This is a genomic window from Halorubrum luteum, assembly GCF_054652935.1.
In genome coordinates this window covers 3136096-3159181 of sequence record NZ_BAAIGT010000002.1, presented here as the reverse complement: position 1 = coordinate 3159181, position 23086 = coordinate 3136096, and the positions used below count along the sequence as shown (strand labels likewise).

The window sequence follows — 23086 nt, the reverse complement described above, 5'->3', positions numbered from 1 at the left end:
ACGATCGCTGGTCCGGCAGCCGCAGCCAGCAGTCCAGCGCCGGCTGCGATCACAACGGCGTCCCCGCGTCCGAGCGCGAGCCGGGGAAGCGTCGGATTCCACGCGAAACAACGGGCCGAGAGCGCGGTTCCCAGCCGGTCTGCCCGACCGAACGCCCGGTCGACACCGGCGACGGCGACGATCCGCATGCGATCACGGACCGGGAGCGTGCCACCCCCGCGGGCGTGAAGGGCCTCGCGAATCGTCAGGAGATCACGCCGCAACAGCGGTAGAAACCGGAAGACGAGCGCCACCCCGATGCCGAGGAACGCACCGGCGCGACCAGGAATCGTGTGCTGGATCGCCGCCCGGGAGTCCCGCACCGGCGTCGACCTGACGTACGCCGCGGCGACGACGAAAACGAGAAGCGCACGGTAGCTCGCCAGCGCCGTGTCGGCCGCACGGTCGAGGCGAAACCACGGAGCTCCGAGCGTCACACCCGCCACCACGGGAGCGACGAGGAGGAAGGGAAACGCGAACCGAAACCCCCACAGCGACCGCGGCCCGCCGCCGGCGAGCCACAGCGTGGCCGCCGCCAGCGCCGTCAGTGCCGTGAGACCACGGGGCGTGGTGTACGCGTACGCAGCCGCCGCGAACCCGATCTGCACGACCAGCTTCGACCGAGGATCGAGCCGATGCGCCGGCGTGTCGTCGGGGACGTATGTGAGCGTCACGGGTTCGCTCCCGGCTCGGGAACGCGGACGCCGAGCTTCGGCAGGTCGTCGACCGCGTCTTCCGGCGGTGCGTCAACGACGATCCGTCCCTCGGCGAGCGCCACGACCCGGTCGGCGATGTCGAGGACGTCACGGAGGTCGTGGGTGACGACGACGACGCTCGTCCCCTCGCGGTGACGTTCGCGGAGTCGATCGAGCACGGAGCGACGGGCCAGCTCGTCGAGGCCGGTGAACGGTTCGTCACAGACCAGATGATCCGGCTCCATCGCCAGCGCGCCGGCGATGGCGACCCGTTCGCGCTCGCCGCCGGACAGCGTCGCGATACGGTCGGCTCCGCGGCCGTCCATCCGCACCGCCGCGAGCGCCTCGCTGACGCGGCGGTCGATCTCCGCCCGCTCGAGACCCAGGTTCTCCGGCCCGAACGCGACGTCGGCCCCGACGGTCGCCGAGACGAGCTGGTCCCGAGGGTCCTGAAACACCATTCCGACCGCCGACCGGGCGGCGACGAGGTCCGCCGCGACCGTCGTCCCGTTGACGGCCACGGACCCCTCGTCGGGCGTGACGAGCCCGTTGAACGTCCGCACGAGCGTCGTCTTTCCGGAGCCGTTCGCGCCTGCGAGCACGAGGAACTCGCCGTCCGGGACGGTGAGCGTCACGTCGTCGACCGCGACGACACCGTCCGTGGCGGCTCCCGCGGACTCTGACGCCTCGCTCGCGGAGCCGTCGTCGTACCGGCAGGTAACCGCGTCGACGTCGATCACGTTCGGACCTCCGACGACCGGGAGCAGGTCACGGTGGCCTCACGTCGCTGCGATCGCGTCCGACCGGACGATCCCGACCGCGGCGGCGATCTTCGCGGCCTCCGCCGGCAGGAAGACGGCCGCACCCTGAACGAACGCCTCCGGGAGCGTGAGCTCCAACACGAGCGCCATGCCGACCACGCCGAACGCGTACACGACGGCGGTTCCGGCGACCATCGCGCCGACGAGCGTCCCGACCCCGACCGTCGAGAGGTCACGGAGGTCGACGCCCCGGTGAACGACGGCCCCGACGAGCACCGCGGCGATCGGGTACGACCAGAGGTAGCCGAGCGTCGGCGAGCCGAGCAGCACGCCGACGCCGCCGGTGCCCGCGGAGAACACCGGCGCGCCGAGCGCACCCGCGAGGAGGTACAACACGAGCGCCGCACCACCCCAGACCGGACCGAGGAGGATCCCGGCGAGGAACACGCCGAGCACCTGCAGCGTAACCGGTGCCGGAGACAGCGGAAACGGGAACGATACGTACGCGAACGCACCGACGAGCGCGGCGAAAAGCGCCGCTCGAGCGAGATTGGTCGCCGCTTCGTCGCCGACGAGATCGACGGACTCCGTCCGAGTTGCCATGGCGACGCCTCTCTCGTAAACCAACTTGAATATGGTGGTTTACGAGAAGCTCCCGGCGACACCCTTTTTCCTCCACCGAGCGTACCGTGGCGGTCATGGATGAGAAGACCGAGCGCCTCCGTGATCTCTTCGTCGACGCCACCGGGTCGGAGACGGTCACCGAGCCCCAGGAGGAGTCGCGCGGATCGCTCGCCGACCGCGACGAGGCGGCAGCCGCCGAGCGCGTCCGTGAACTCGTCTCGGTGATGCGCGACCGGTACGAGTTCTCGACGGACCTCGGTGACAGCGTCTACGCGGCTGTCGTCCGCGCCTACTTCACGGAGGGGATCGACGGCGACGCGGCGATCGCCGCCGCAGTCGGCGACGAGGAGGACGGATCCGTGGTCGACGGCGACGTCGACGCAGAGACGGTCAGGGATCTCCGGCTCGACCTGCACCTCGTGGACGACACGGACCGCGACGCGCCGTTCGAGTACGCGGAGCTGAAGCGTCTGGTCGTCGCGGACCGTTCGGTGGCGGAGTGCGCGCGCGAGCTCGACGCGGACGCCGACACCGTCGAGCGATACGCCGCCGTCGCGCGCGCCGACGCCGAGTCCACTCGGGCGAACGACCGGTTTCGCGACGAGTTTCGGGCGCTGCTCACCGACGCGGAGATAACGGAGTCACACGCCGGCGACGCCCGCGAGGACGGGCTCCGAGACGCGACCGAGGATATCGAGACCGACGTCTCCTTTTGAGTGTCACCCCTCTCCCCGTCCCTTTTATCTGAAGCCGCGGCCAGTCGCCCCGTGATCCCGTTCAGCGATCTCGCCCGCGCCGCGTTCTGCCCCCGACAGCTCTACTACGCCCGCCGCGAGGAGGATCGTTCGATTCCGGCGGAGAGCCGTACCCGGATCGATCTGGCGTTTCGCTATCCGGAGCTCGCCGACGCGCCCGACCGCGAGCTTCGCCGCCTGCCGCTGCGACGGTCGCCCGCAGCGTACAGGCGTAACCTCTCGCGGCTGCGCGAGCGCGACGACTACGACGCGCTCGCCGACCCCGACCGCGAACGCGCGTTCGTCTCCGGGCGCGACTGTCACGGGACGGTACGGAAGGTGTTGGAGTCCGACGGGGAGGCGGACGCCGACCCACCGGTCCCGGTCGTCGTCTCCCCGGGTGAGCCGCCCGAGACCGGCGTCTGGGAGCCGCAGTCGGTGCGGGCGGTCGCCGCCGCGAAGGCGCTCGCGTGGGAACACGAGCGGGACGTTCCACGGGCGTTAGTCGAGTACCCCGCGGTCGGCACCGTTCGCGAGGTGCGGCTTACCGTCCGCCGAACGGCGACGTATCGCCGGGCGCTCAGAACGGCTCGTGGGATCGACGGACCGCCGCCGCGCGTGGACGACGACCGCTGTGAGGCGTGTTCGTACCGCGAGGAGTGTGGGACGCGAACGCGGTCGATCCGCTCGCTGTTGGGTTGAATCCGGAAGCGTTGTGGGTCGTGCTCACGGCGAAAACGACGTGCCGCAGGCGGTACAGGTGAATCGGAACCGCCCGTCGTCATCGAGCTCGGTGGCGTGTGGTCGCTCTCCCTCGCAGGAGTGACACGTCGCGATCGTCTCGATCGCGTCCCAGTCGTGGCGAGCCCCGGGCGCGCCGAACGCCCAGGCGACGACCTTCTCGTCGGCGTCCTCGCGGACGAACCCGGACTGAAACTCGCCGGGCGCGAACCGGATCAGCTCGCCGGCCGCGACGTCGACCCGCTCCCGGTTGCGCCCGACCTCGAAGGTGGCGACGCCGGAGAGCACGTGAAATATCTCCTCCTGATCGCCGTGCGCGTGAAGCTTGCCGGCGAACGCGTCCCCGGGCGAGAGCTCGAAGTAGTTCATCGCGACGTGGTCGGTGCCGAGCGCTCGGGAGACGGGTTTCCGGATGTCGTGGACGTCGAGCGGATTGGTGACGACGTCGACGTCGTCGATCGCGACCTTGCGCATATCGAAGCCGTCCGCCGGGAGGCCGTTAACTGTGTTCCCCCGGAGCCGACCGGCACGACGCTCCCACCGATCCAACCGACACGACGCTCCCGCCGGTCAGGAGATCAGTGGTTCGTCGTGCGCTCGTGTGCGTGCAGGTCGATCTCGAACGTTCGCGCGCGAGCGGGCTGTTCGACGAGATGGTAGCACGTCTCCGCGGACGCGGTCGGGTCGATGAACCGGTCCTCGTCGATCTCGCCTTCGGCCTCGTACACGTCGGGGTTGAGCAGCTTCCCGTCGATGATCACGTGAGCGACGTGGATCCCCTCGGAGCCGTACTCGTCGGCGAGCGACCGAGCCAGTCCCCGTGTCGCGCCCTTCCCACTTTTAAACGCGAAGTCGCCCGCGTCGGGGAACGCGCCGAAGAAGAGCGCGGTTCCGCCGGTCTCGCGGAGGTCGTCGAGCAGCTCCCGGAAACAAAGCAGGCCGCCGTACGCGTACAGTCGCCACATCTTCTCGAAGCGATCGGGGTCGAGCTCCACGTTGGAGGCGCTCGTCGTCGTACTCGCCATGTGTGCGAACACCTCGACGGACCCCAGCTCCTCGCGGACGCGATCGAGCGCGTCGGCGACCGCGTCCGGGTCGGTGACGTCGACGGGGATCGCGAGCGCCTCGTGGCCCGCCTCGCGCAGGTCGGCCTCGAAATCGGCGAGGTACGCCTCACTTCGCGCGAACATGGCGACCGGGTGCCCCTCGTCGGCGAGTTTCCACGCGAACTCCTCACAGAACCCCGGACCCAGTCCGGCGATGACGGCGACGCCTGTCATGCGCGAACGTTCGCGACGGGTTTGATAAGCGTGGCGGAGCCGGCGATCCGGTCTGCGGAACGCGGCGGTGTGCGGAACGCGGCGGTGTGCGGAACGCAGCGGTGTGCGGAACGCGGCGGTGTGCGCCACCCGGTGGGCGATGATGTGCGCCACCCGGTGGGCGATGATGTGCGCCACGCACCACCCGGCGGAAGGTGGTCGGATCGGATAATGGATCGTCGGCGGGATGCGGGTCCAGTCGAGGGTTTTCAGGGAGATACGGACTCGACCCGACGATTTATATGTGTGTGACCCGTCAGCAGGGACACGAATGACACGAGATACTCGTGGCAGTTCGGAGGATAGAGGAAGTCGCCACGCGGCGGCTGGCCGTGAAATTCTTCGATAACGTCGATACCGCGACGGCCACCCCGATGACCGACGGCGGCCGTCCCGCTGGCGAGACGATCGGTGACGCGACTGCGACGACGACCGGTGACGACACCGCGGCGACCGGTGACGACACCGCGGCGACCGGTGACGACACCACAACGACGACGACAATGGAGGACCTTTTGAACCCACTCACACATCTCGAGGAGGTACAGCTGCTGGACACGACGCTGCGTGACGGCGAGCAGATGCCGGGCGTCTCGCTGACGCCGGCCGACAAGGTCGTGCTCGCTCGCGAGCTCGACGCCGCCGGGATCCACGTGATCGAGGCGGGGTCGGCGTGCACCTCGGCGGGCGAGCGCGAGGCGATCCGCCGCGTGGCCGACGAGGGGCTCGACGCGACCGTCACGAGCTTCGCCCGCGGCGTGCAGGCCGACATCGACCACGCGCTCGACTGCGGCGTCGACGGGGTCAACCTCGTCGTCCCCGCCTCGGACAAACACGTCGAGACGAAGGTCGGGTCGACCCGCGAGGCGGTCGTCGAGCGCACCGTCGAACTCGTCGAGTACGCCAAAGACCACGGGCTCTGGGTCGAGGTGCTCGGCGAGGACGGCTCCCGTGCCGACCTCGAGTATCTCGAACGGCTACTCGGCTCGGGGCTCGACGCCGGCGCGGACCGGATCGCCTACTGTGACACGGTCGGGGCCGCGAGCCCCGAGCGGACCGCCGAGATCGTCTCGCGGCTGGCGGATCTGGGCCCGACGAGTCTTCACACCCACGACGACCTCGGCTTCGGAATGGCGAACGTCCACGCCGGACTGAAGGCGGGAGCCGACACCGTCCACGGCACCGTCAACGGCGTCGGCGAGCGCGCTGGCAACGTCGCCCTCGAGGAGGTCGCGATCGCGTTGGACCGGTCGTACGACGTCGACACCGTCGATCTGGAGCGGCTGTACCGACTCTGCCGCGTCGTCGCCGACACGACCGGCGTCGCGATCCCGCCGAACAAGGCGGTCGCCGGCGCGAACGCGTTCGCACACGAGTCCGGCATCCACACCGACGGCACGCTGAAGGACGGGACGATGTACGAGCCGTACCCGCCGGAGACGGTCGGGCGTGAGCGCCGGCTCGTTCTCGGGAAACACGCCGGTCGGGCAGGGGTTGCCGCGGCGCTCGCGGAACACGACGTCGACGTCGACGAGGAGGAGCTCATCGAAGTCGTCTCCCGGGTGAAGGATCTCGGCGACCGCGGCAAGCGCGTCACCGACGCGGACCTCCTCGCGATCACGGAGGACGTGCAGGGTCGCGAGCGGGACCGGTACGTCGAACTCGTCGATCTCTCGGCGACGTCCGGCGGCAACCTCCCGACCGCCTCCGTGCGGCTCCGCGTCGGCGACGAGGAGCGCGTCGCTTCCGGCACCGGAGCCGGCCCCGTGGACGCGGGACTGCAGGCGGTCCGAGACGCGCTCGCGAGCGACGGCGGCGTCTCCTTCGAGCTCGACTCCTATCACGTCGACGCGATCACCGGTGGGACCGACGCGGTCGTCACCGTCGAGGTCGACCTCTCGCGAGGCGATCGCTCGGTGAGCGTCTCCGCCTCCGACGCCGACATCACCCGCGCCAGCGTCGTCGCGATGGTCGACGGGCTCGACAGGCTCCTCTCCGCGGCGGCCGAGGACGGGGACGTCGAGCCCGACGCGGTGAGCCCCGCGGACGACTGACCGACGCGGTGAGCCCCGCGCCCGGGGACACCGCGACCGCGCTCCCGCGATCGTTAGCTACCGTGATCCCGAAGTCGACGCCGTCGTCCACGAGGCGCTGTACTCGACGCTGACGAACGTGAACTGCAGCATGCACGACCACGTCGAGATGGCGCTCCGGGTCGGCGTCTCGGGCTACCGCTCGCCGCGGAGCCAGACGTACTCGCAGTCGTCGAGCCACAGCGTGACGCCGCCGTCCGCCACGTGGTACCCGCCGGGTCCGACGATCCGCTCCACGCCGTCGGGGTCGACGTCGAACCCACAGACCACCTCGCGGTGGTCGTCGGCGAAGTTGTGCGCACACAGCAGCGTGGCGTCCCCGTCGTCGAACCGATGGACCCACACCTCCTTCGGATCGACGTCGACGGGAGCGTAGGTGCCGCGGGCGATCTCCGGGCACCGGTCGCGGGCCGCCGACAGGTTGCGGACGCGAGAGAGCAACGAGCCGGGGTCGTCGCGCTGGGCGGCGACGTTGATCCGGTCGTAGGCGTACTCCCCCTCGTCGATGACGGGGTTGTAGCAGTTCTCGGGGTCGGCGGTCGAGAACCCGCCGTTCGGCGAGTCGTCCCACTGCATCGGGGTGCGGACCGCCTCGCGCTCCGGAAGCGAGAGGTCGGACCCCATCCCGATCTCGTCACCGGACTGGAGCGCGGGAGTTCCGGGAAGCGAGAACAGCAGGCTGTGGGCCATCGCGATCCGGTCGTGGTCGCCGGCGTACAGGTCGGCGAGCCGGAGGCGATGGCCCCGCTCGAAGATCCACGAGTCGCCCGCGTCATCGCCGAAGAACTCGCGGGCGTGCTCGAACGCCTCCTCGGGGAGTTTAAGCAGGTTCCACTCGTCGTGGTTCCGCAGGAAGTTCACCCACTGGCCGACGCCCTCGACGTTCGGGAGGATCTCCTCGGCGCGGCGGATCGGCCACGTGTCCTGCACGCCGATCGCGTACGTGAGGTGGGCGTTCATCACGAAATTGAACTGCAGATGAAACGCCTCCCCGTCGCCGAAGTAGTAGTCGAGGCGTTCGGGCTCGTCGTCGGCCTCCGCGAGCAGGACGGCGTCCGACTGCTCGGCCACCACGACCCGGCGCATCTCCTTGAACAGCTCGATGCCGTCGCCCAGATCGGTCTCGTCGAGCGTCGTGGCGTCGTGTCCCTTCGGCATCAACATCGGGTGGGCGGCGTCGATCCGGAAGCCGTCCGCGCCCTGCTCGAGCCAGAATCGGAGCACGTCGTACAGCTCCTCACGAACCGCGGGATTGGCGACGTTGAGATCCGGCTGATGTGCGTAGAACTGATGGAAGTAGTGTTTGCCGGCGACGTCGTCGTACGACCAGACGCCGTCCTCGTACTCCGGGAAGATGTTCTCCCGGTTGTGGGCGTCCTCGACGTGACTCGTCCACAGATAGTAGTCGTGGTACTCGGAGGACGGATCCTCGCGAGCGCGCCGGAACCACTCGTGGTGGTTCGAGGTGTGGTTAAACACGAGATCGGTCAGGACGCGGATGTCGCGGTCGTGGGCGGTCGCGGCGAACTCGCGGAACTCCGCGAGGGTGCCGAGCCGCTCGTCGACGCCGTAGTAGTCGGCGACGTCGTACCCGTTGTCTCGGAGCGGGCTCGGGTAAAACGGACGGAGCCAGACGGCGTCGACGCCGATCTCGTCGAGATAGTCGAGCTTCTCGATCGCGCCGCGGAAATCCCCCCACCCGTCCCCGTCGCTGTCGTTGAACGTCTTGATATCGAGCGAGTATATCGTCGCGTTCTCGTACCAGTCCCGGCCACTCATGCGCGTCGCTACGAAACCGGGGAACTTGTCCTCTTTCGATCGACTGCGCATGCGCCGGTCACGTCGCCGCGTCCGACGTGGCTGGTGTTCCACGCGCCGCGTCTGACGAGGTTTTTATTCCATGGCGCATGAACACTGCCCGTGAGCGTCGTCGTCGCGGTCAAGCCCTCGGCGCGCAAGCGCAACGCGAAGGTCGGACGGCTCGTCTTCGAGGACGGGTCACGCCACGCGTTCGAGAGCCGTGCGGCCGCGGAGCGGTGGGCAGCTGACCTCTCGACGGGTGACGGCCACGTCTGGGTCGCGAGCGCACATCCCCGCGACGACGGCGACGTGGACCTGTACCTGCTCTCGCGGGCGACGAACGCCAAGCTCGAGGCCGCCTACGACAAGCGCCGACGCCGACTGCACGGCGGCGACGACGGCGAGCAACGCTCGCTTGGCGGCGAGTCGTAGCGCCGCACCGCCGGATCCCCGACGCCTCGGTGAACGCCTTACACCTCGGTGAACGCCTTACACCTCGACGATCTCCGCCCGGAACCCATCGATCGCCTCGAGCACCGCCTCGCGGTCGGCGTCGCCGACATCGAACTCGCAAAGCGCGTCGTCGAGGTGGCCGGCGATCGCGTCGAACTCCTCGTCAGTGATCGAAAGACCCTCGTGGGCCGTCCGCATGTCGTCGCCGCCGTACTGGATCGGCCCGCCGGTGACCGCGCTGATGAACTTCGTCTGGTGCGAGCGCTGTTCGCTCATGTCCACATCGTCGAAGTGGTGGGCGACCGACTCGTCGGCGAGGACGCGATCGTAGAACTCGTCGACGACCGCGCCGATCGCCGGCTCGCCGCCCAGCCGGTCGTACAGCGTCTCCTCTGACATACTCGTGGATCGACGCGTCGACGTATGGGTCTTTCCCCCGCACCGGCGGTACCGAATCGAGGACGCGCACGAACGGAGACCGGCGGGGTCGCGACACCGGTGGCTCAGGAGGTGAAACGACGGGAAGCGCCGAGGCGGAGATTTGAACTCCGGTGTCCGAATGGACAGTAGATTTCGAATCTACCGCCTTGGCCAGGCTAGGCTACCTCGGCTCGTCTCGTCGTTGGCCGGTTTCGAGTTTAGGGGTTTCGATCCGGGTCCGTCGCGGCCGATGTGTTCAGTCCAGCCCAGTCCGCTCCAGTCCAGCCCAGTCCGCTCCAGTCCAGCCCAGTCCGATCCAGTTCGGTCGGCAGAGGACTCTTGGTCCGACGCGTCGTTCGAGAGTCCATGAACGTCCCCGACGCCGCAGACGCCTGTGCGAGCGTGGTCGACGAGGTCGCGGGCGCGGTCGTCGCCGACCGCGAGTTTCTCGAGCGCGTCACGCTCGGCATCGTCGCCCGCGGACACGTCCTGCTGGAGGACGTGCCGGGCACCGGTAAGACGCTCTCCGCACGGTCGTTCGCGACCGCGCTCGGGCTCGAGTTCTCGCGGGTGCAGTTCACCCCGGATCTCCTCCCTTCCGACGTCACCGGGACGAACGTGTTCGACGAGTCCGACGGCTCGTTCCGATTCTCACCGGGACCGATATTCGCGAACGTCGTCCTCGCCGACGAGATCAATCGCGCGCCGCCGAAGACGCAGGCCGCGCTTCTCGAAGCGATGGAGGAGGGACAGGTCACCGTCGACGGCGAGACGCACACCCTCCCCGACCCGTTTTACGTCATCGCGACGCAGAACCCCGTCGAGAGCGAGGGAGCGTTCCCGCTCCCGGAGGCGCAGCTGGACCGGTTCGCGGTGAAAACCTCGATCGGCTACCCCGACGAGGACGGTGAGATCGAGCTGCTCCGGCGACGTGCCGGCCGGGTCGAACGAGCTCCCGCCGTCGACCGCGTGCTCGACGCCGACGCCGTCGCCGAGCTGCGCGAGGTCCCCGAAACGGTCCGGGTCGACGACGACCTCCTCGCGTACATGGCGTCGATCACGCGGGCGACCCGCGAGGACCGCCGCGTCGACGTCGGCGTCTCCCCCCGCGGCACGCAGCGGCTGTTCGAGCTCGCGCGGGCTGCGGCGACGCTCGCCGGCCGCGAGTTCCTCACGCCGGACGACGTGAAACGCGTCGCGGAGCCGGCGCTCGCACATCGGCTCGTGCTCACGCCGGACGCCGCCGTCAACGACGTCGACAAGCGGGACGTGATCGCGGCCGTGCTCGACCGTGTCGCCGTGCCGACCGTCGAGTCACCGGGGGCGTGACGGGGTCACAACGGCGTGGCCGCCTCGATGCCCGCGATAAGCAGTGTGGTGTTGTACACGGCAACGACGGCGAAAAGCAGCGCCGGGATCCCGTAGCCGACGATCCGGACGACCGGCGCGAGGTGTCCGTCGGGGCGGCGGGCGGCGACCGCGATGGCGGCGATCTCGGTGAGAAGCGTGATCGCGACGACGACGACGAACGAGCTCCACAGCAGGCCCTCGACGATCCCGATCCGATGAAACGCCGCGTTCGCGAGGGGGTTCGCCTCGTAGATGCCCGGGACGTATCGGAGTCCGAACCCGGTCGTCAGCGCGTCCGTGAACTTCGTCGCGGTGAGCAGGAAGATGCCGGAGACGGACAGCGCGCTCCGCTCGAAACAGGCGAGCGGTGAGATACGTGATCGAGTGGTCGTCTCGAACGACCGATGACGCGCGTCGCTCGTCGACTCACCGGAGTGGCGGCCGCCGGCCGAGCGGTCGGATCGAGTGTCCGGTCGAACGCGCGTCATTCGTTGACACGTCTGTGTGTCATTTCAATACACTTAAAAGATGCTGTCGCCGTCAGGGAGCGGCGCAGGTTGTTATTAAGCTGTGTTGTCAGGATCCACTCCGAATCTGATCTCGTCGATCAGATCGACCGTATCAATCGCCTCTCCATCGAATGGATTACCAGTTGGAGCCGCGGCAGACTGTATCTGTCCCGGGAATCCATCCGGATTTTCAAGATCGACGATAAGATCGATCTGCTTTGTTTCACCATCTTCGATCGTCACGGTATCAGTAACGGTCTGGTCTTCGACGCCGTCATCACCTCCGAAAGAGGACTCTCCACGATTCGTGGAGATCGTCGTACCGTCGGCTTCGAACTGAAATCCCTCTACAACGTCGTTCGGATCCACGTCACCGTCTGGCGTATCGTTGTAGTCCGCCTCGTCAACTAGATCGACATCCTCACCGAACCCCGAGAATTTGATACCGAGTTCCCGTGATCCAACACCACCATTGTTAGCGACTTGGAGAATGTTTCCAAACGTCACCGTGTTCCCCCCAGGTTGCATATCAACCGCCAGTGCGGGTGAGAGATTACCATTCACCTCGTCGTTTATCGTCGCAGCACGTTCACCGTTGAAATCATCGAGATCGATTTCATCGAGTCCTCCATTGTCGAAGAGAGAATTATCCCCATCGTGTGCCCAGTCCTCACCCTCGCTAGGATTGAAAGAATCATCCGAACCGCTTCCATCGCGAAAAGCGACACCGGGTTCGACTTGAAGATCCGTGTCGGCGACGACGCGGAAGTCACTGCCTGCGTCCAAGTTCTCTTCGAACGCCGCGCTCGTGAACGCCGCGCCGCTTCCCGTCGCCAGTGCACCTAAGCCGAGTATCGTGGTTCGCCGCTTTACCATGGAGTTTCCACCTATCCTCCAAATTGAGGGTAGCCAACATAAAGGTAGGGAGCTTGAAACGACGAAAGGTCCGCTTGAAAACCGAGAAAGCACCGCTTGAAACACGCACGATCCGTCTGCCTGCGTCGGGTCCATGCTACCTGATGACATAATTCGTCAATTTTCGGCCGGGAAGTCGGGGTGATCGGTCGCAACGCCCGGTCGTGGTTCCCGTTTATATTCCTCCGGAGCGTATCCGGCGGCAATGCGAACGCGTCGCCGAGTGCTCGTCGCGAGCGCGCTGTCGCTGTCCGTCACCGTCACCGGCTGTCTCGATGACGGGCTCGACGAACTCCCGGGCATAGGCGGTCGCGAGGAGACGGAACAGCAGGACCAACGGCGCGAGATCCTGCTCACCTACGAGGACGCCCTCGGGGAGCGTAACGACGGGATCGAGACCCGCGACGGCGGCATCGAACTGTTCAACGCCGAGGCGTACGCCGACGCGATCGACGAGATGGAGACGGCGCTCGACCGCTTTGCGGCCGCGGCGGACGGCTTCGAGACGGCCGCGGACGCCGCCGCGGAGATCGATTCCGATGACCCCGACGTCGAGGACGCCCGCGGGATCTGTTTGGACGCCGCCGAGAACACCCGGATCCAGGTCGAGGCGACCGAGGCCGGCCTCGCGGCGACGACCGCGGCTGCCGACGACGAGGCCGCCGGCACGATCAACGACCACATCACGACGTACCAGGATCTCGTCGAGGAGGCCGAAGCGATTCCGGTCGCCGACGGCGACAAGCTCGCCGACGTGCTCGGCTTCTGAGACCGCATCCCGGCGGACGGATGACTGCCGGCGGCATCGACGCATCGACACCACCGGTTGTTTCGTTTAATTTAAATAACGAGGATTCGACGTTCTGTATGGTATGGAGCGGGTCCGGAAACCGAGCGGGGCGGGGGACGCCGATAGACGCGATATCAACCGCTCGGACCGCGACCGCGCGGCTGGACGTACGGGGAACGGATGTCACTGACGAGCCAAGAGAAGTACGACGCGCCCGAGAAAGACGAGCTGTACGACCTGCTGAGCAGCCACCGACGTCGGTACGTGCTTCACGTGTGTAAAAAACACGACGGGCCGGTGACACTTTCGGAGCTGGCCGAACAGATCGCCGCGTGGGAGCACGACAAAACCGTCGAGGAGATCACCTCCACGGAGCGAAAACGCGTCTACACCTCGCTCCAGCAGACGCATCTCGACCGGATGGCGGAGGCGGGGATGATCCGCTACGAGGGCGACGAGATCGAACTCACCGACGAGGCCGAGGGGCTCGACGTCTACCTCGACATCGTCCCGCCGCAGTCGATCCCGTGGGGCGTCTACTACCTCGGGCTCTCCGTGCTCGGCGCGATCGTCCTCGCCGGCGTGTGGGTCGGCTTCGTGCCGACGGGGACGGTGCCCGCGATCGGCTGGGCGGCGTTGGTGCTTATGGCGTTCCTGTTATCGTCGATCGGACAGGTAATACAGCATCGTCGGCACCGCCTCGACCGATTCGATCGACCGCCCTGAGGCCACTCCGTGCGTTCAAGCACGGCAATACAAAGTACGTGGAGCCCCAAGACCAACTGAGAACGAGGCGAGCAGCCTGATCGACGCCTCGACTCGATCCTATGGGACGAAACCGTAACCGAAGCCGGAGCCGGTCGAGTGGCGGGATCAGCCGCCGCTCTCTGCTGATTCTGGCGGGGGTCGGAACCGCCGGCGCGACCGGCGCGTACACCACCGGCGCGTTCGACGCCGTCACCGGTGACCGCTCGCTCGGCGTGGGGACCGCGGGCGACGACGCGGCGCTTCTCGGGATCGACGTGGAGGAGCGGTCGGGCGTCGACGGCGACACCGTGACGCTGTTCGAGCTGACGAACCGGTTCGGATCGGGGCTCACGTCGATCGACGCGGAGATCGTCGACGGCGTCGACGGCCCCGTCGACCCGAACAGCCTTCGGACGCCGACCGGACTCCCGCCGGGCGGGTCGGGCGTCATCGAGGGCGATCTGGCCTGTAGCGGGGACATAGAGCGCACGATCCAGGTGTCGATCTCGGCTGCGAGCCCGGAACAGTCGGTCGATCTCACCCGGTCGGTGACGGTGAGCTGTACGGTGCCGGATCGGGGACCGTGTGCGCCGCTGACCCCGCCGGGCTGTATCGACGACGAGTTTCCCGGGTGGGACGGCACCGACTGCAGCGTCGTCATCGACACCAGCGGCGAGATCGAGGAGACGGTCGGCGGCGGCGTGGAGATCGGCGGCGCGGTCGATCTGACCACCGACGACGAGGTGGATCTGACCGTTCGTGGGACGATCGCAGACTATCTGGGCATCGACACGTCCGACGAGATCGATGTCCTCCTGGACGGTGGCGGATCGATCGGTGGTCCCCTTCAACTGACGACCTCCGATGAGGTCACGCTCGATATCGGTGGGACCGTCGGTGGGGGGGTGTGTGCCGACGAGTCGGGCGAACTCGACGTGTTCGTCGGCCGAGGCGGGATCGTCGACGGCGAGCTGTCGCTCGCGTCCAGCGACGAGGTGAACGTCGATCTGGACGGTGACGCGTCCGTCGGACCGCTGTCGGTCGAAACGCTCGACGAGGTCGACATCGACGTCACCGGCGGCTCCGAGATCGACGGCTCTGTCGACGTGGAGACGAGCGACGAAGTGGAGCTGGAGATGGACGGGAACGAGCGCGTCCGCGGAGACGTCACGATTACGACCGAAGACGAGGTCGACGTCACGCTCTCGGGAAGCTCCGTCATCGAGGGCGACTTGACGATCGAAACCTCCGACGAGGTCGACATCGACGTCACCGGCGGCTCCGAGATCGACGGCTCTGTCGACGTGGAGACGAGCGACGAAGTGGAGCTGGAGATGGACAGGAACGAGCGCGTCCGCGGAGACGTCACGATTACGACCGAAGACGAGGTCGACGTCACGCTCTCGGGAAGCTCCGTCATCGAGGGCGACTTGACGATCGAAACCTCCGACGAGGTCGACATCGAACTCAACGGCAACTCGGCGATCGAGGGAGACGTGTCGACCACGACCGAGGACGAAGTGGATGTCGATATCGGCGGGAGTTCGACGATCGGCGGTGATCTGACGATCGACACGGATGACGAGATAGACGTCTCCGGCTGCCGGAACATCGAGGGCGAGGTCACGCCGCCGGGCGTGTGTTAATCGATCGTCCGACAACCACTCATTTTGATTGCTTTATCGCCAGCGTAAATCGCGTGTGCTCATTCCAGTCGTTCTGCGATGATATTCAGTTCGAGTTCCGCTTCGGAGTCCGGGAAGTCTGTGAGTTCAGCATCCCTACTCGGAAGAAAGTTCACTGTAACCCCAAACGTGATCGACTCACCCGGTCCCAGTCCGCCCTCCGGCTCAATTACGAAGGTGTCGTCATCCTCCGCAACGTCAGTACCCTCGGAGACGACACCCATCACGCTGGCCGCTTCGGGGCCCGAATCATCAAGGACGGAGAACTCGAACGTCAGCCTGTCGTAGCCGACGTTTCCTTCGTTCACGATCCGAACGAGCTGTCCGAAATCGGTGAATGCACGTTGATTCAGTTTCTCGATAACGATCTCGATCTCATCATCTTCGACATTGACATACTGATTGTCCTCACGAGCCGGTTCCAAGCGAAGATCCGAGACGACGACGACCCGCATGTCGGCCCCGGCCGACACGCTGGAGGTGAACGCCCCCGCGGAGAGGACGGCTCCGCCGGCGGCGGCCGAGGTGAGCCCGATGATCGTCTGTCGTCTCGTTGGCATGGTACGCGTTGGCGTGGTGAAATCCACGCTCGTTACGGGTTCATACGTTGCCCGCACGCTTTGTATTGTTGGTCCTGCCGGGGAGAAAGGAGTGCTTGAAACGTCGATCGAGTGTTCAAGCCGAGCCATACGGCGTTCCAAGCCGTGCCATCCGACCGGACGGGACCGTTCAAGCGACCCAATACAAAGTGGGTAGGGGTACATGGTGTAGATATGAACCGACGCAATGTGCTGATCGGACTGGGCGGACTGGTTGCAGGTGGCGGCGCGCTCATCGGTACGGGCGCGTTCGATACGGTGGAAGCCGAGCGGACGGTCACCGTCGAGACCGCAGGGGACGCTGATGCGTTCCTCGGGCTGTCGCCCGCTGATGGCGTTAGTGACGAGCTCGTCGAAGACCCCGGTGATGACACGATCGAGGTCATTCTCAACGACACTGACGAGGGAGCGGCCGGACTGAACCAGAACGCCGTGACGACGTTCAACGAGCTGGTGACCGTGACGAACCAAGGGACACAGGATGTCGACGAGATCAACCTCACGATCGACCATGATGAAGGCGACGACATCGAGGGTGTGTTCAGCTACCCGGTCGACGGCGACGCAGACGACCCGGTGGCAAACGAGGGGAACATCCTCGACGAGGCCGAAACGGAGCCCCTCACTCCGGGTGATGAGGTTACGTTCGGACTCATCGTGGATCTCTTGGACAACGAGGAAGACATTAGCGAACTGCCGGACGACGCCGCATACACCCTGACTATCGAGGCCATCGCCGCAGAATAGAATCCAAACGGTCGGCGGTCTTTGGCGGCCGTTGCATGAGCATAGCCGGACGAGACGGCATACAGAGGTGGAATGAGATGGTTTCTCGACGACGGACGATTCTCGGTTTCGGTGGCCTGCTCGCCGCGGGCGGCGCCGTCGTGAGCACCGGCGCGTTCGACACGGTTGAAGCCGATCGGTCGGTGAGTCTCGAAACGGCCGGCGACGCGAACGCTTTTCTCGGGATGACCTCGTTGAACGAGGACGTCGTCGATCCGGACACCGAACTGATCGGATTCGAGATACCCGAGAGTGCGTCGGTGACCTACGAAGAGCTCGTTCTCGTTACCAACCAAGGTACGCAGGCGGTTACGTCGCTGCGGTTCGAGTTCGCCGTTACGGGGGCGGACCAACCGGACGCCGACGTGGAGGACGCACTCCGGATCGTCTCTCCCGATCCCGATACTGACGGAGTCACGGAGATCGACGCCGTCGATGGGGCCAACCTGATCGCCGAAAGCGACGCCGAAGACGCCGACAATAACGAACTCGTACCCGGAGAGTCGTTCCCGTTCGGAATACGAATCGATCTCACCGATGCCGAAATCGACGAGATCACCGGTGATCCAGATATCACGTTGACGATCATCGCCGAGAGCGGCGAGGTCGACGACGGTGACGACGGCGACGGCCCCGGTGGGGTCTCCCGATTCGCCTTTTCACCCGGTGACCCGACCGCCGACCCACCGGATGCGATGGAGTTCACGGTCGAAAATCGGGGCCCGGACGCGACGATCGAAGGCTTCCGAGTCGAAGTTACGGGGACGAATCCTCCGACGTCGTTTACCGAATACGAGCTTGAGACGACAGGCGATCCCGAGACGGCGCGCGAGGCAGAACGCGAGGACGACCCGTTCGAGGTGAACGCGGACGTCGACCACGACCCCTACACGCTTCCGCCGGGTGGCGAGGTCGAATACAGCCTCGAGGGCTTTGACGAGAACACGCAATCGCTTTTGAGCAACGAACCAGACGATTTCACGTTCGTTCTTCTCACGGCCGACGGCCCCGCCGACGTCGCTCCGAGCGGCGAAACCTGACGATCCGCCGCTACGCGTCCTGCAGTCCGGGACCGACCTCGAACCGCGCTCCGCCATCCTCGTCCTCTGCAACCGCGATCGACCAGCCGTGCGCCTCGACGATCTCCCTGACGATCGGCAGGCCGAAGCCGGTGCCGTCGGACGCGGTCGTGTAGCCGTGTTCGAAGACCGTCTCGCGGTCGTCGGCCGGGATGCCGTCCCCGTCGTCCGCGACGTAGAACCCCTCCCCGTCCGGCAGCGTGCCGACGCGGACGGTGACGGGCGGATCGTTGTGTGCGGCAGCGTTCCGAAAGAGATTCTCGAACACGCTGCGGAGTAGCTCCGGACTCGCCTCGATCCGGGCCTCGTCTATCTCCGTCCGGAGCGTCGCTCCCTCGGTGTGAGACGTCTCCCACGCGTCGTCGACCACGGCCGTGAGCTCGACCGTCTCGGTGTGTTCGGCGGCGTCTTCCGCACGGGTCATCGCGAGCAACCGGTCGATCATGCTGTCCATCCGATCGAGAGACCGTCGGACCGCCGCGAGGTGTTCCATCTCGTCCGTCTCCTCGGCGAGATCCAGATATCCTCGTGCGGTGTGTAAGGGGTTGCGCAGGTCGTGGCTAACATAAATGCACGTGCAAGACGTGACCGCGGCCGACGCTGACTGCGCGACTCCACGGGCTTCTTACTGATGGGGACGCTCGGATGAGGTATCGATGCCCGACGGTCCAGTCGTGCTGCTGGTCGAGAACGATCCCGAGCTGGTCGAGCGCCACGCGGAGTGGCTCGCCGACGAGTACGCGGTGCGGACGGCGATCGACGGCGAGACTGCGCTGGAGCGGTTCGACACCGACGTCGATGTCGTGCTCCTCGACCGCCAGCTGCCGGATATGTCCGGAGGCGGGCTGCTCGGTCGACTCCGCGCACGTGATGGCGATCCGGCCGTCGGGATGCTGCTCGGGCTCGACCCCGACAGACGCGTGTTGGGGCTCGACGTCGACGAGTTTGTGGTTCGCCCCATCGACCGCGAGACGCTCGTGGGGCTCGTCGAGCGGCTCGACCGCCGAGGGGCCGTCGACGAGGCGGTCGACGCGTACCTCTCGCTGCTCGACCGACGACGAGAGTTCGAGGTCGAAGGAGGTCCGGACGCGCTCGAGTCGAACTCCGACTACCGGGCAGTCACCGGTGAGCTGGTGGCGCGACGTCGTCAGCTCGAGTCGCTGCTCGACCGGCTCGAGGAGGCGGCGGGCAAGGAGGCAACGGACGGCGAGACTGACGAGACGGCGCCGACCGCGAGCCCGTCGCCATCCGGTGGCGAGAGCGACACGAGCACGAGTGGGTGGGCGGTCAGCGACGGGCCGGCGGCCGACGAGATCGGAGCGGCGGCGGTGGAGCCGATCTACCGGCGACGACCGGTGGAGTTCTACGGCCTCTGGCTCGTGGCGGCGCTCACTTACGGTGTCGGAGATGTCGTCTCAACGCTGTATGCGGTGTTCGGCGTGCCCGGCGTCGACGAGGCGAATCCGGTCGTCGACGCCTTACTCGTCAATTTCGGGGTTCCCGGGTTCCTCTTTTTAAAGCTCCTCGTCTTCCTCGTGTTGATCTCCGTGAGCGTGCAGGGAGCCCGGACCGGAGACCGGTTCTCCTACTACTGGCCGCCGCTTTTGGCCTCGGCGCTCGGGATCGCACTCACGGCGTGGAACGTTTCGCTCGTCGTCGGGGTCGGGACCGCGATTACAGTGACTCCCGGGATCGGGATGCGCTCGGTAGCTGCTACAGCCACTTGCGGACCTTCCGCCGGACGCTGTCGGCGATCGACGTGTCCCGATCCCTGTCGCGGAACCGGAGCGGCTCGAAGCCGACGGCGACCGCGAACACGGCGGTGACGGCGACGGCGAGGGTGAGATTGATCGCGCCGATGGCGACCCACGGGTGGATCGCGTGTAGCGCGGCGATCACCGCAAGCGGGAGGATCCCGATGTACTGCCGCTCGGAGATCGCTCGGTAGTACACGCCGGTCTCGTCGGGAGCGTAGATCGTTGCGACGGTGTCCGCGCTCTCTCCCCGTCTCACCCAGTGTGTCGTCTCCTCCACCGTCACTCCCGTGCTCGCGGGCTCGATGATCGCCACCTGTGGGACGTACCCGTCGTTCGTCACGTTGTACTCGACCGTCTGGGTGCCGCCGCGTTCGATGACCGTCGGGTTCGAGCTCGGCGACTGTGAGCTCACGACGGTGATCTCGTTGATCCCCGACGGGACCACCATGCTCGCCGTGGCGGGAACGAGGATCAAAAGCAGGATGATCCCGAGCACGGCTCCGGCGCGCATCGCATCCTGCCGGTCGCGGTCGCGGTTTCGCCCGCCGCGCCCACTGGCGAGGAGGTCGGCCGCAAAGCTGTACAACAACAGCAGGATGCCGCCGCCGACCATGATCGAGCCGACGTCGCCATCGGCGATCGCGTCACCGCCCGGGAGCCCGGAAAGCAGCCCCGCGACCGCTCCGACCGCACCCTGCAGCGCCATCGCGGCGGTTCCGATCGACGGGATCACCACGAGCTCGTCGTTGAACTCCCACGCGACGGCGACGATCTGTGACTCCTGGACCGGTGGCTCGTCGCCGTCCTGGTCGGTGAAGGGGTTGGCATCGCCGCGTGTGATGTACCCCTCGTCCGTTTCGCCGACAACTCGGTGCGTGGTGAGCCCGCCGCCCTGCAGCTCCCGAGCGTCGAACGTGACGACGTCACCCTCCTCGATGTCGCCCGCCAGCTCCGGCGGGAGCGCAACGAACCCGTCGCCGGGTTCGAGCGTCGGCGACATGCTGCCGGTCACGACGAAGCCGAGCAGGATCGGCTGGCCGAGCTGTTGGCCGACCAGCATCGCGATCACGACGGCGACGAGCAGCAGCGTACCCGCCGTGCCGATCGAGGAGCGCAGTCCCATATCTTCGTGTCACCGAGTCGTACGAGAGAGCGACTTAAATACGGCCCGCCGCGAGCCGGCTCGAGCCCGGACAACGACTATATCCGACGAGCGAAAAATCCGATCGACGGGTCACCGTAGCCCTCTGCGCCGACGTCGCTACCTCGCACTCGCCACGGCTGGCGTCGGAGTCGCGCTGTCGGGCTGTGCAGCTCCCGGCGGGGATGATGAGACGGAGGCCGACGCTCCGGACGGCCCGGAGCCGTCCGAGCCGGCCGCTCAGCCACCAGCTGCCGACGACGAGGAACCGCCGGGCGATGACCCGCATCCGGCGCGCCTGCGAGTGCGCGACGTCTCGATCGACGGGAGCGAGGACGGGCCGCGACCCGGGTTCGAGACGCCGACGCGCGTCGCGGGGCCGTTCGACGTCGTCGTGGTGCTTGAGGATACGCGCGGACCGGCGTCGGCCACGGCGACCGGTCGAGCCGAGCGTGCGATCCGCCGACTCGACGCCTTCGTTCACGGCGTCGACCCCGACGGCACGCCGCACGAGAGCATCGACGAGCTTCTGGGCGGCGTCGCCCATCTCGACGCCCACGAGAGCGTCGAGCCGCTGATCGATGCGATCGTCGAGATGGCTGACGACCGCGAATCGACGGCTCGGGATCTCCGTCAGGAGGGGCTTGACGAGGCGGAGTGATCGGCAGCCGTCCGCCGGTCCGACCTCGGAGCGTCAGAAGTCGTAGGAGTCGAACTCGTCCATCGTCATGTCCGCGTAGTTGACGAGCCAGTCGCTGGCGGGCGAATCGGGGCGGACGTACACGTAGATATACTCGCCGTCGAGCACGGTGCTCACGCCGAGCTGTTCGTCCTTGATCACGCGCTTGTTCGTGTCGATGGCGACGTCGACGAGCCCCTCGAGGTCGTCGACGAGGATCGTCGCTTCGTAGTCGCGCTCGGAGGGGAACGTGCCGCTCGTGATCCACTCGGAGAACTCCTGTTCCTGCTGGTAGATGTCGAGCAGCTCTCGCTCGTCCTCGGTTAACTCGACGTACCCCATCACGCGACCGACGGTCAGTCCCGCGAGTCCGACCACCGAGAGGACGACCACGAGCAGCGAGCCGACCACCTCGCTCGTGTCCGGCTCGATCGGTCGCTCGACGACGTCCGTCTGCTGGTGGGTCTCCGAGACCGTCTCGATCTCAGTCACGCGGAACGTCTCCGGAGTCACCGTGATCGGCATCACGCTCTCGTGGGTCGTCGACACTTCCTCGCCCTCGACGACGCCCTCGACGGTCGATATCGACAGAATGCGGATCTCGATCGTCCCGGCCGCGCGGAGCTGTTCTTCGACCGTATCGACCGTCTCAAAGATCGCATCCATCTCGACGGTTGCGTCGACCGTGTGGTTGCCTTCCGGCGAGAGCGTCTCGTCGGTGCCGGTCGCGAGCGGCTCGGAGTACTCCCACAACACGTCGTCACCCTCAACGCCGCGATACAACAGCTGCGTCTCGGTCGTCACCTGCAGCTCTCCTTCCGCTGCATCGTACGCGTACACGTACGTCACGTCGAGCTCGTCGGAGAGGCTCGTGTAGTACACCGGGCGATTCGCGACGCGCTCACCCTCCTCGAACGGGATCGACTCGTTGACGATCACCGAGCCGTGCTCGTAGGTGGTCTCCTCGGACCACTCGGAGACGGTCACCGTTTCGCGTTCGACCTCCGGCGTCGCCTGTACCTGGTACGCCCACCAGCCACCGAGTGCGGCGACAAGAAGCAGGATGACCACGACGGCCGCGAACCACTGGTCGAGCAGCGCCCGCAGCCGGATCGACCGGTCGAGCTCGGTCACGGACTCACCACCCGCCACGGACGTCGCAGTCGACGCGTCGGTCGACGCCACCGTTCAGGCAGCGGACCGATCCGGGAGCTGCCGACGCTCCGGACGGATCGAGACGCGTTGCGGACCGAGCCGCCCGAAGAGATGCTCGCTACGGCGTCGACGCCTGGTGAGTCGAACATTCGGTTCGACGGCGCTACGACGGCGACCGTAATGAGTGCTGTGGCGTCGGCGTCTCGGGATCTGGC

General features: G+C 66.8%; 25 protein-coding genes and 1 tRNA gene. 12 read left to right on the top strand and 14 right to left on the bottom strand.

The window, feature by feature from the left end; translation table 11 throughout:
• The 3 genes from ACYQ0R_RS15680 to ACYQ0R_RS15670 all read right to left on the bottom strand — a co-directional run.
• Positions 1–713: energy-coupling factor transporter transmembrane component T family protein (locus tag ACYQ0R_RS15680; RefSeq protein WP_459825619.1), on the bottom strand; the 713-nt coding region annotated here is incomplete at its 3' end.
• Positions 710–1474: an energy-coupling factor ABC transporter ATP-binding protein gene (locus tag ACYQ0R_RS15675; RefSeq protein ID WP_459825617.1), complete on the bottom strand. Its 765-nt coding sequence runs from the start codon at positions 1472–1474 to the stop codon at positions 710–712. The genes ACYQ0R_RS15675 and ACYQ0R_RS15680, both read right to left, overlap by 4 nt.
• Before the next feature lie 39 nt (positions 1475–1513).
• Complete coding sequence (locus ACYQ0R_RS15670; protein WP_459825615.1) at positions 1514–2098, bottom strand: biotin transporter BioY; 585 nt, start codon at positions 2096–2098, stop codon at positions 1514–1516.
• 95 nt (positions 2099–2193) lie between these two features.
• Here ACYQ0R_RS15670 and ACYQ0R_RS15665 point away from each other — a divergent pair, with 95 nt between their 5' ends.
• Both ACYQ0R_RS15665 and ACYQ0R_RS15660 read left to right on the top strand, forming a co-directional pair.
• Positions 2194–2835 (top strand): hypothetical protein, encoded by a 642-nt coding sequence (locus ACYQ0R_RS15665; protein WP_459825613.1) that lies wholly within the window; start codon positions 2194–2196, stop codon positions 2833–2835.
• A gap of 51 nt (positions 2836–2886) precedes the next feature.
• Entirely contained in the window at positions 2887–3555 is a 669-nt protein-coding gene (locus ACYQ0R_RS15660) for a CRISPR-associated protein Cas4 (RefSeq protein WP_459825612.1), read from the top strand.
• Positions 3556–3579: 24 nt separating this feature from the next.
• On the opposite strand, the gene ACYQ0R_RS15655 is transcribed toward ACYQ0R_RS15660, so the two are convergent.
• Positions 3580–4068: a cupin domain-containing protein gene (locus tag ACYQ0R_RS15655; RefSeq protein WP_459825610.1), complete on the bottom strand. Its 489-nt coding sequence runs from the start codon at positions 4066–4068 to the stop codon at positions 3580–3582.
• A gap of 104 nt (positions 4069–4172) precedes the next feature.
• Positions 4173–4874 (bottom strand): SDR family NAD(P)-dependent oxidoreductase, encoded by a 702-nt coding sequence (locus ACYQ0R_RS15650; protein WP_459825608.1) that lies wholly within the window; start codon positions 4872–4874, stop codon positions 4173–4175.
• A gap of 542 nt (positions 4875–5416) precedes the next feature.
• On the opposite strand from ACYQ0R_RS15650, the gene ACYQ0R_RS15645 reads away from it, so the two are divergent.
• Positions 5417–6967, top strand: a complete 1551-nt coding sequence (locus ACYQ0R_RS15645) for a (R)-citramalate synthase (protein WP_459825805.1) — start codon at positions 5417–5419, stop codon at positions 6965–6967.
• A 174-nt stretch (positions 6968–7141) separates the two neighbouring features.
• Here ACYQ0R_RS15645 and ACYQ0R_RS15640 read toward each other — a convergent pair whose 3' ends face one another.
• Positions 7142–8785, bottom strand: coding sequence for an alpha-amylase family protein (locus ACYQ0R_RS15640; RefSeq protein ID WP_459825607.1), 1644 nt, complete (start codon positions 8783–8785; stop codon positions 7142–7144).
• Between the two features lie 141 nt (positions 8786–8926).
• Here ACYQ0R_RS15640 and ACYQ0R_RS15635 point away from each other — a divergent pair, with 141 nt between their 5' ends.
• On the top strand, positions 8927–9238 hold the full coding sequence (locus tag ACYQ0R_RS15635) for a DUF8081 domain-containing protein (protein ID WP_459825605.1): 312 nt from the start codon (positions 8927–8929) through the stop codon (positions 9236–9238).
• 57 nt (positions 9239–9295) lie between these two features.
• Here the strand turns inward: ACYQ0R_RS15635 and ACYQ0R_RS15630 are convergent, their stop codons facing one another.
• Entirely contained in the window at positions 9296–9658 is a 363-nt protein-coding gene (locus tag ACYQ0R_RS15630) for a group I truncated hemoglobin (RefSeq protein ID WP_459825603.1), read from the bottom strand.
• A 127-nt stretch (positions 9659–9785) separates the two neighbouring features.
• Positions 9786–9870 (bottom strand) — tRNA-Ser (locus tag ACYQ0R_RS15625).
• Positions 9871–10045: 175 nt separating this feature from the next.
• On the opposite strand from ACYQ0R_RS15625, the gene ACYQ0R_RS15620 reads away from it, so the two are divergent.
• Complete coding sequence (locus ACYQ0R_RS15620; RefSeq protein ID WP_459825601.1) at positions 10046–11008, top strand: AAA family ATPase; 963 nt, start codon at positions 10046–10048, stop codon at positions 11006–11008.
• 5 nt (positions 11009–11013) lie between these two features.
• Here the strand turns inward: ACYQ0R_RS15620 and ACYQ0R_RS15615 are convergent, their stop codons facing one another.
• Positions 11014–11517: a hypothetical protein gene (locus ACYQ0R_RS15615; RefSeq protein ID WP_459825599.1), complete on the bottom strand. Its 504-nt coding sequence runs from the start codon at positions 11515–11517 to the stop codon at positions 11014–11016.
• A 75-nt stretch (positions 11518–11592) separates the two neighbouring features.
• Positions 11593–12414, bottom strand: a complete 822-nt coding sequence (locus ACYQ0R_RS15610; protein WP_459825597.1) for a hypothetical protein — start codon at positions 12412–12414, stop codon at positions 11593–11595.
• Positions 12415–12658: 244 nt separating this feature from the next.
• Here ACYQ0R_RS15610 and ACYQ0R_RS15605 point away from each other — a divergent pair, with 244 nt between their 5' ends.
• The 3 genes from ACYQ0R_RS15605 (at position 12659) to ACYQ0R_RS15595 (ending at position 15636) form a co-directional block, all read left to right on the top strand.
• Positions 12659–13222 carry a hypothetical protein gene (locus ACYQ0R_RS15605; protein ID WP_459825595.1) on the top strand — a complete coding sequence of 188 codons (564 nt, stop codon included), beginning with the start codon at positions 12659–12661 and terminating at the stop codon, positions 13220–13222.
• Between the two features lie 201 nt (positions 13223–13423).
• Positions 13424–13969 carry a DUF7344 domain-containing protein gene (locus ACYQ0R_RS15600; RefSeq protein WP_459825593.1) on the top strand — a complete coding sequence of 182 codons (546 nt, stop codon included), beginning with the start codon at positions 13424–13426 and terminating at the stop codon, positions 13967–13969.
• A gap of 101 nt (positions 13970–14070) precedes the next feature.
• Positions 14071–15636, top strand: coding sequence for a head GIN domain-containing protein (locus ACYQ0R_RS15595; protein ID WP_459825591.1), 1566 nt, complete (start codon positions 14071–14073; stop codon positions 15634–15636).
• 59 nt (positions 15637–15695) lie between these two features.
• Here the strand turns inward: ACYQ0R_RS15595 and ACYQ0R_RS15590 are convergent, their stop codons facing one another.
• A complete protein-coding gene (locus ACYQ0R_RS15590; protein WP_459825589.1) occupies positions 15696–16364 on the bottom strand; it encodes a hypothetical protein in 669 nt (222 codons plus the stop codon).
• Between the two features lie 84 nt (positions 16365–16448).
• Between ACYQ0R_RS15590 and ACYQ0R_RS15585 the strand changes: the two genes are divergently transcribed.
• Positions 16449–17021, top strand: a complete 573-nt coding sequence (locus ACYQ0R_RS15585) for a hypothetical protein (RefSeq protein WP_459825587.1) — start codon at positions 16449–16451, stop codon at positions 17019–17021.
• 77 nt (positions 17022–17098) lie between these two features.
• A complete protein-coding gene (locus ACYQ0R_RS15580) occupies positions 17099–18100 on the top strand; it encodes a hypothetical protein (protein WP_459825585.1) in 1002 nt (333 codons plus the stop codon).
• 10 nt (positions 18101–18110) lie between these two features.
• Here ACYQ0R_RS15580 and ACYQ0R_RS15575 read toward each other — a convergent pair whose 3' ends face one another.
• Positions 18111–18710, bottom strand: a complete 600-nt coding sequence (locus tag ACYQ0R_RS15575) for a sensor histidine kinase (protein WP_459825803.1) — start codon at positions 18708–18710, stop codon at positions 18111–18113.
• A gap of 85 nt (positions 18711–18795) precedes the next feature.
• On the opposite strand from ACYQ0R_RS15575, the gene ACYQ0R_RS15570 reads away from it, so the two are divergent.
• Positions 18796–19965: a response regulator transcription factor gene (locus ACYQ0R_RS15570; RefSeq protein ID WP_459825583.1), complete on the top strand. Its 1170-nt coding sequence runs from the start codon at positions 18796–18798 to the stop codon at positions 19963–19965.
• On the opposite strand, the gene ACYQ0R_RS15565 is transcribed toward ACYQ0R_RS15570, so the two are convergent.
• Positions 19853–21019, bottom strand: coding sequence for a signal peptidase I (locus ACYQ0R_RS15565; RefSeq protein ID WP_459825581.1), 1167 nt, complete (start codon positions 21017–21019; stop codon positions 19853–19855). The two genes, ACYQ0R_RS15570 and ACYQ0R_RS15565, sit on opposite strands and share 113 nt — an antisense overlap.
• Positions 21020–21341: 322 nt before the next feature.
• Here ACYQ0R_RS15565 and ACYQ0R_RS15560 point away from each other — a divergent pair, with 322 nt between their 5' ends.
• On the top strand, positions 21342–21698 hold the full coding sequence (locus ACYQ0R_RS15560) for a hypothetical protein (protein ID WP_459825579.1): 357 nt from the start codon (positions 21342–21344) through the stop codon (positions 21696–21698).
• A 33-nt stretch (positions 21699–21731) separates the two neighbouring features.
• Here the strand turns inward: ACYQ0R_RS15560 and ACYQ0R_RS15555 are convergent, their stop codons facing one another.
• Positions 21732–22850 carry a DUF5305 family protein gene (locus ACYQ0R_RS15555; RefSeq protein ID WP_459825577.1) on the bottom strand — a complete coding sequence of 373 codons (1119 nt, stop codon included), beginning with the start codon at positions 22848–22850 and terminating at the stop codon, positions 21732–21734.
• Positions 22851–23086: the final 236 nt, after the last annotated feature.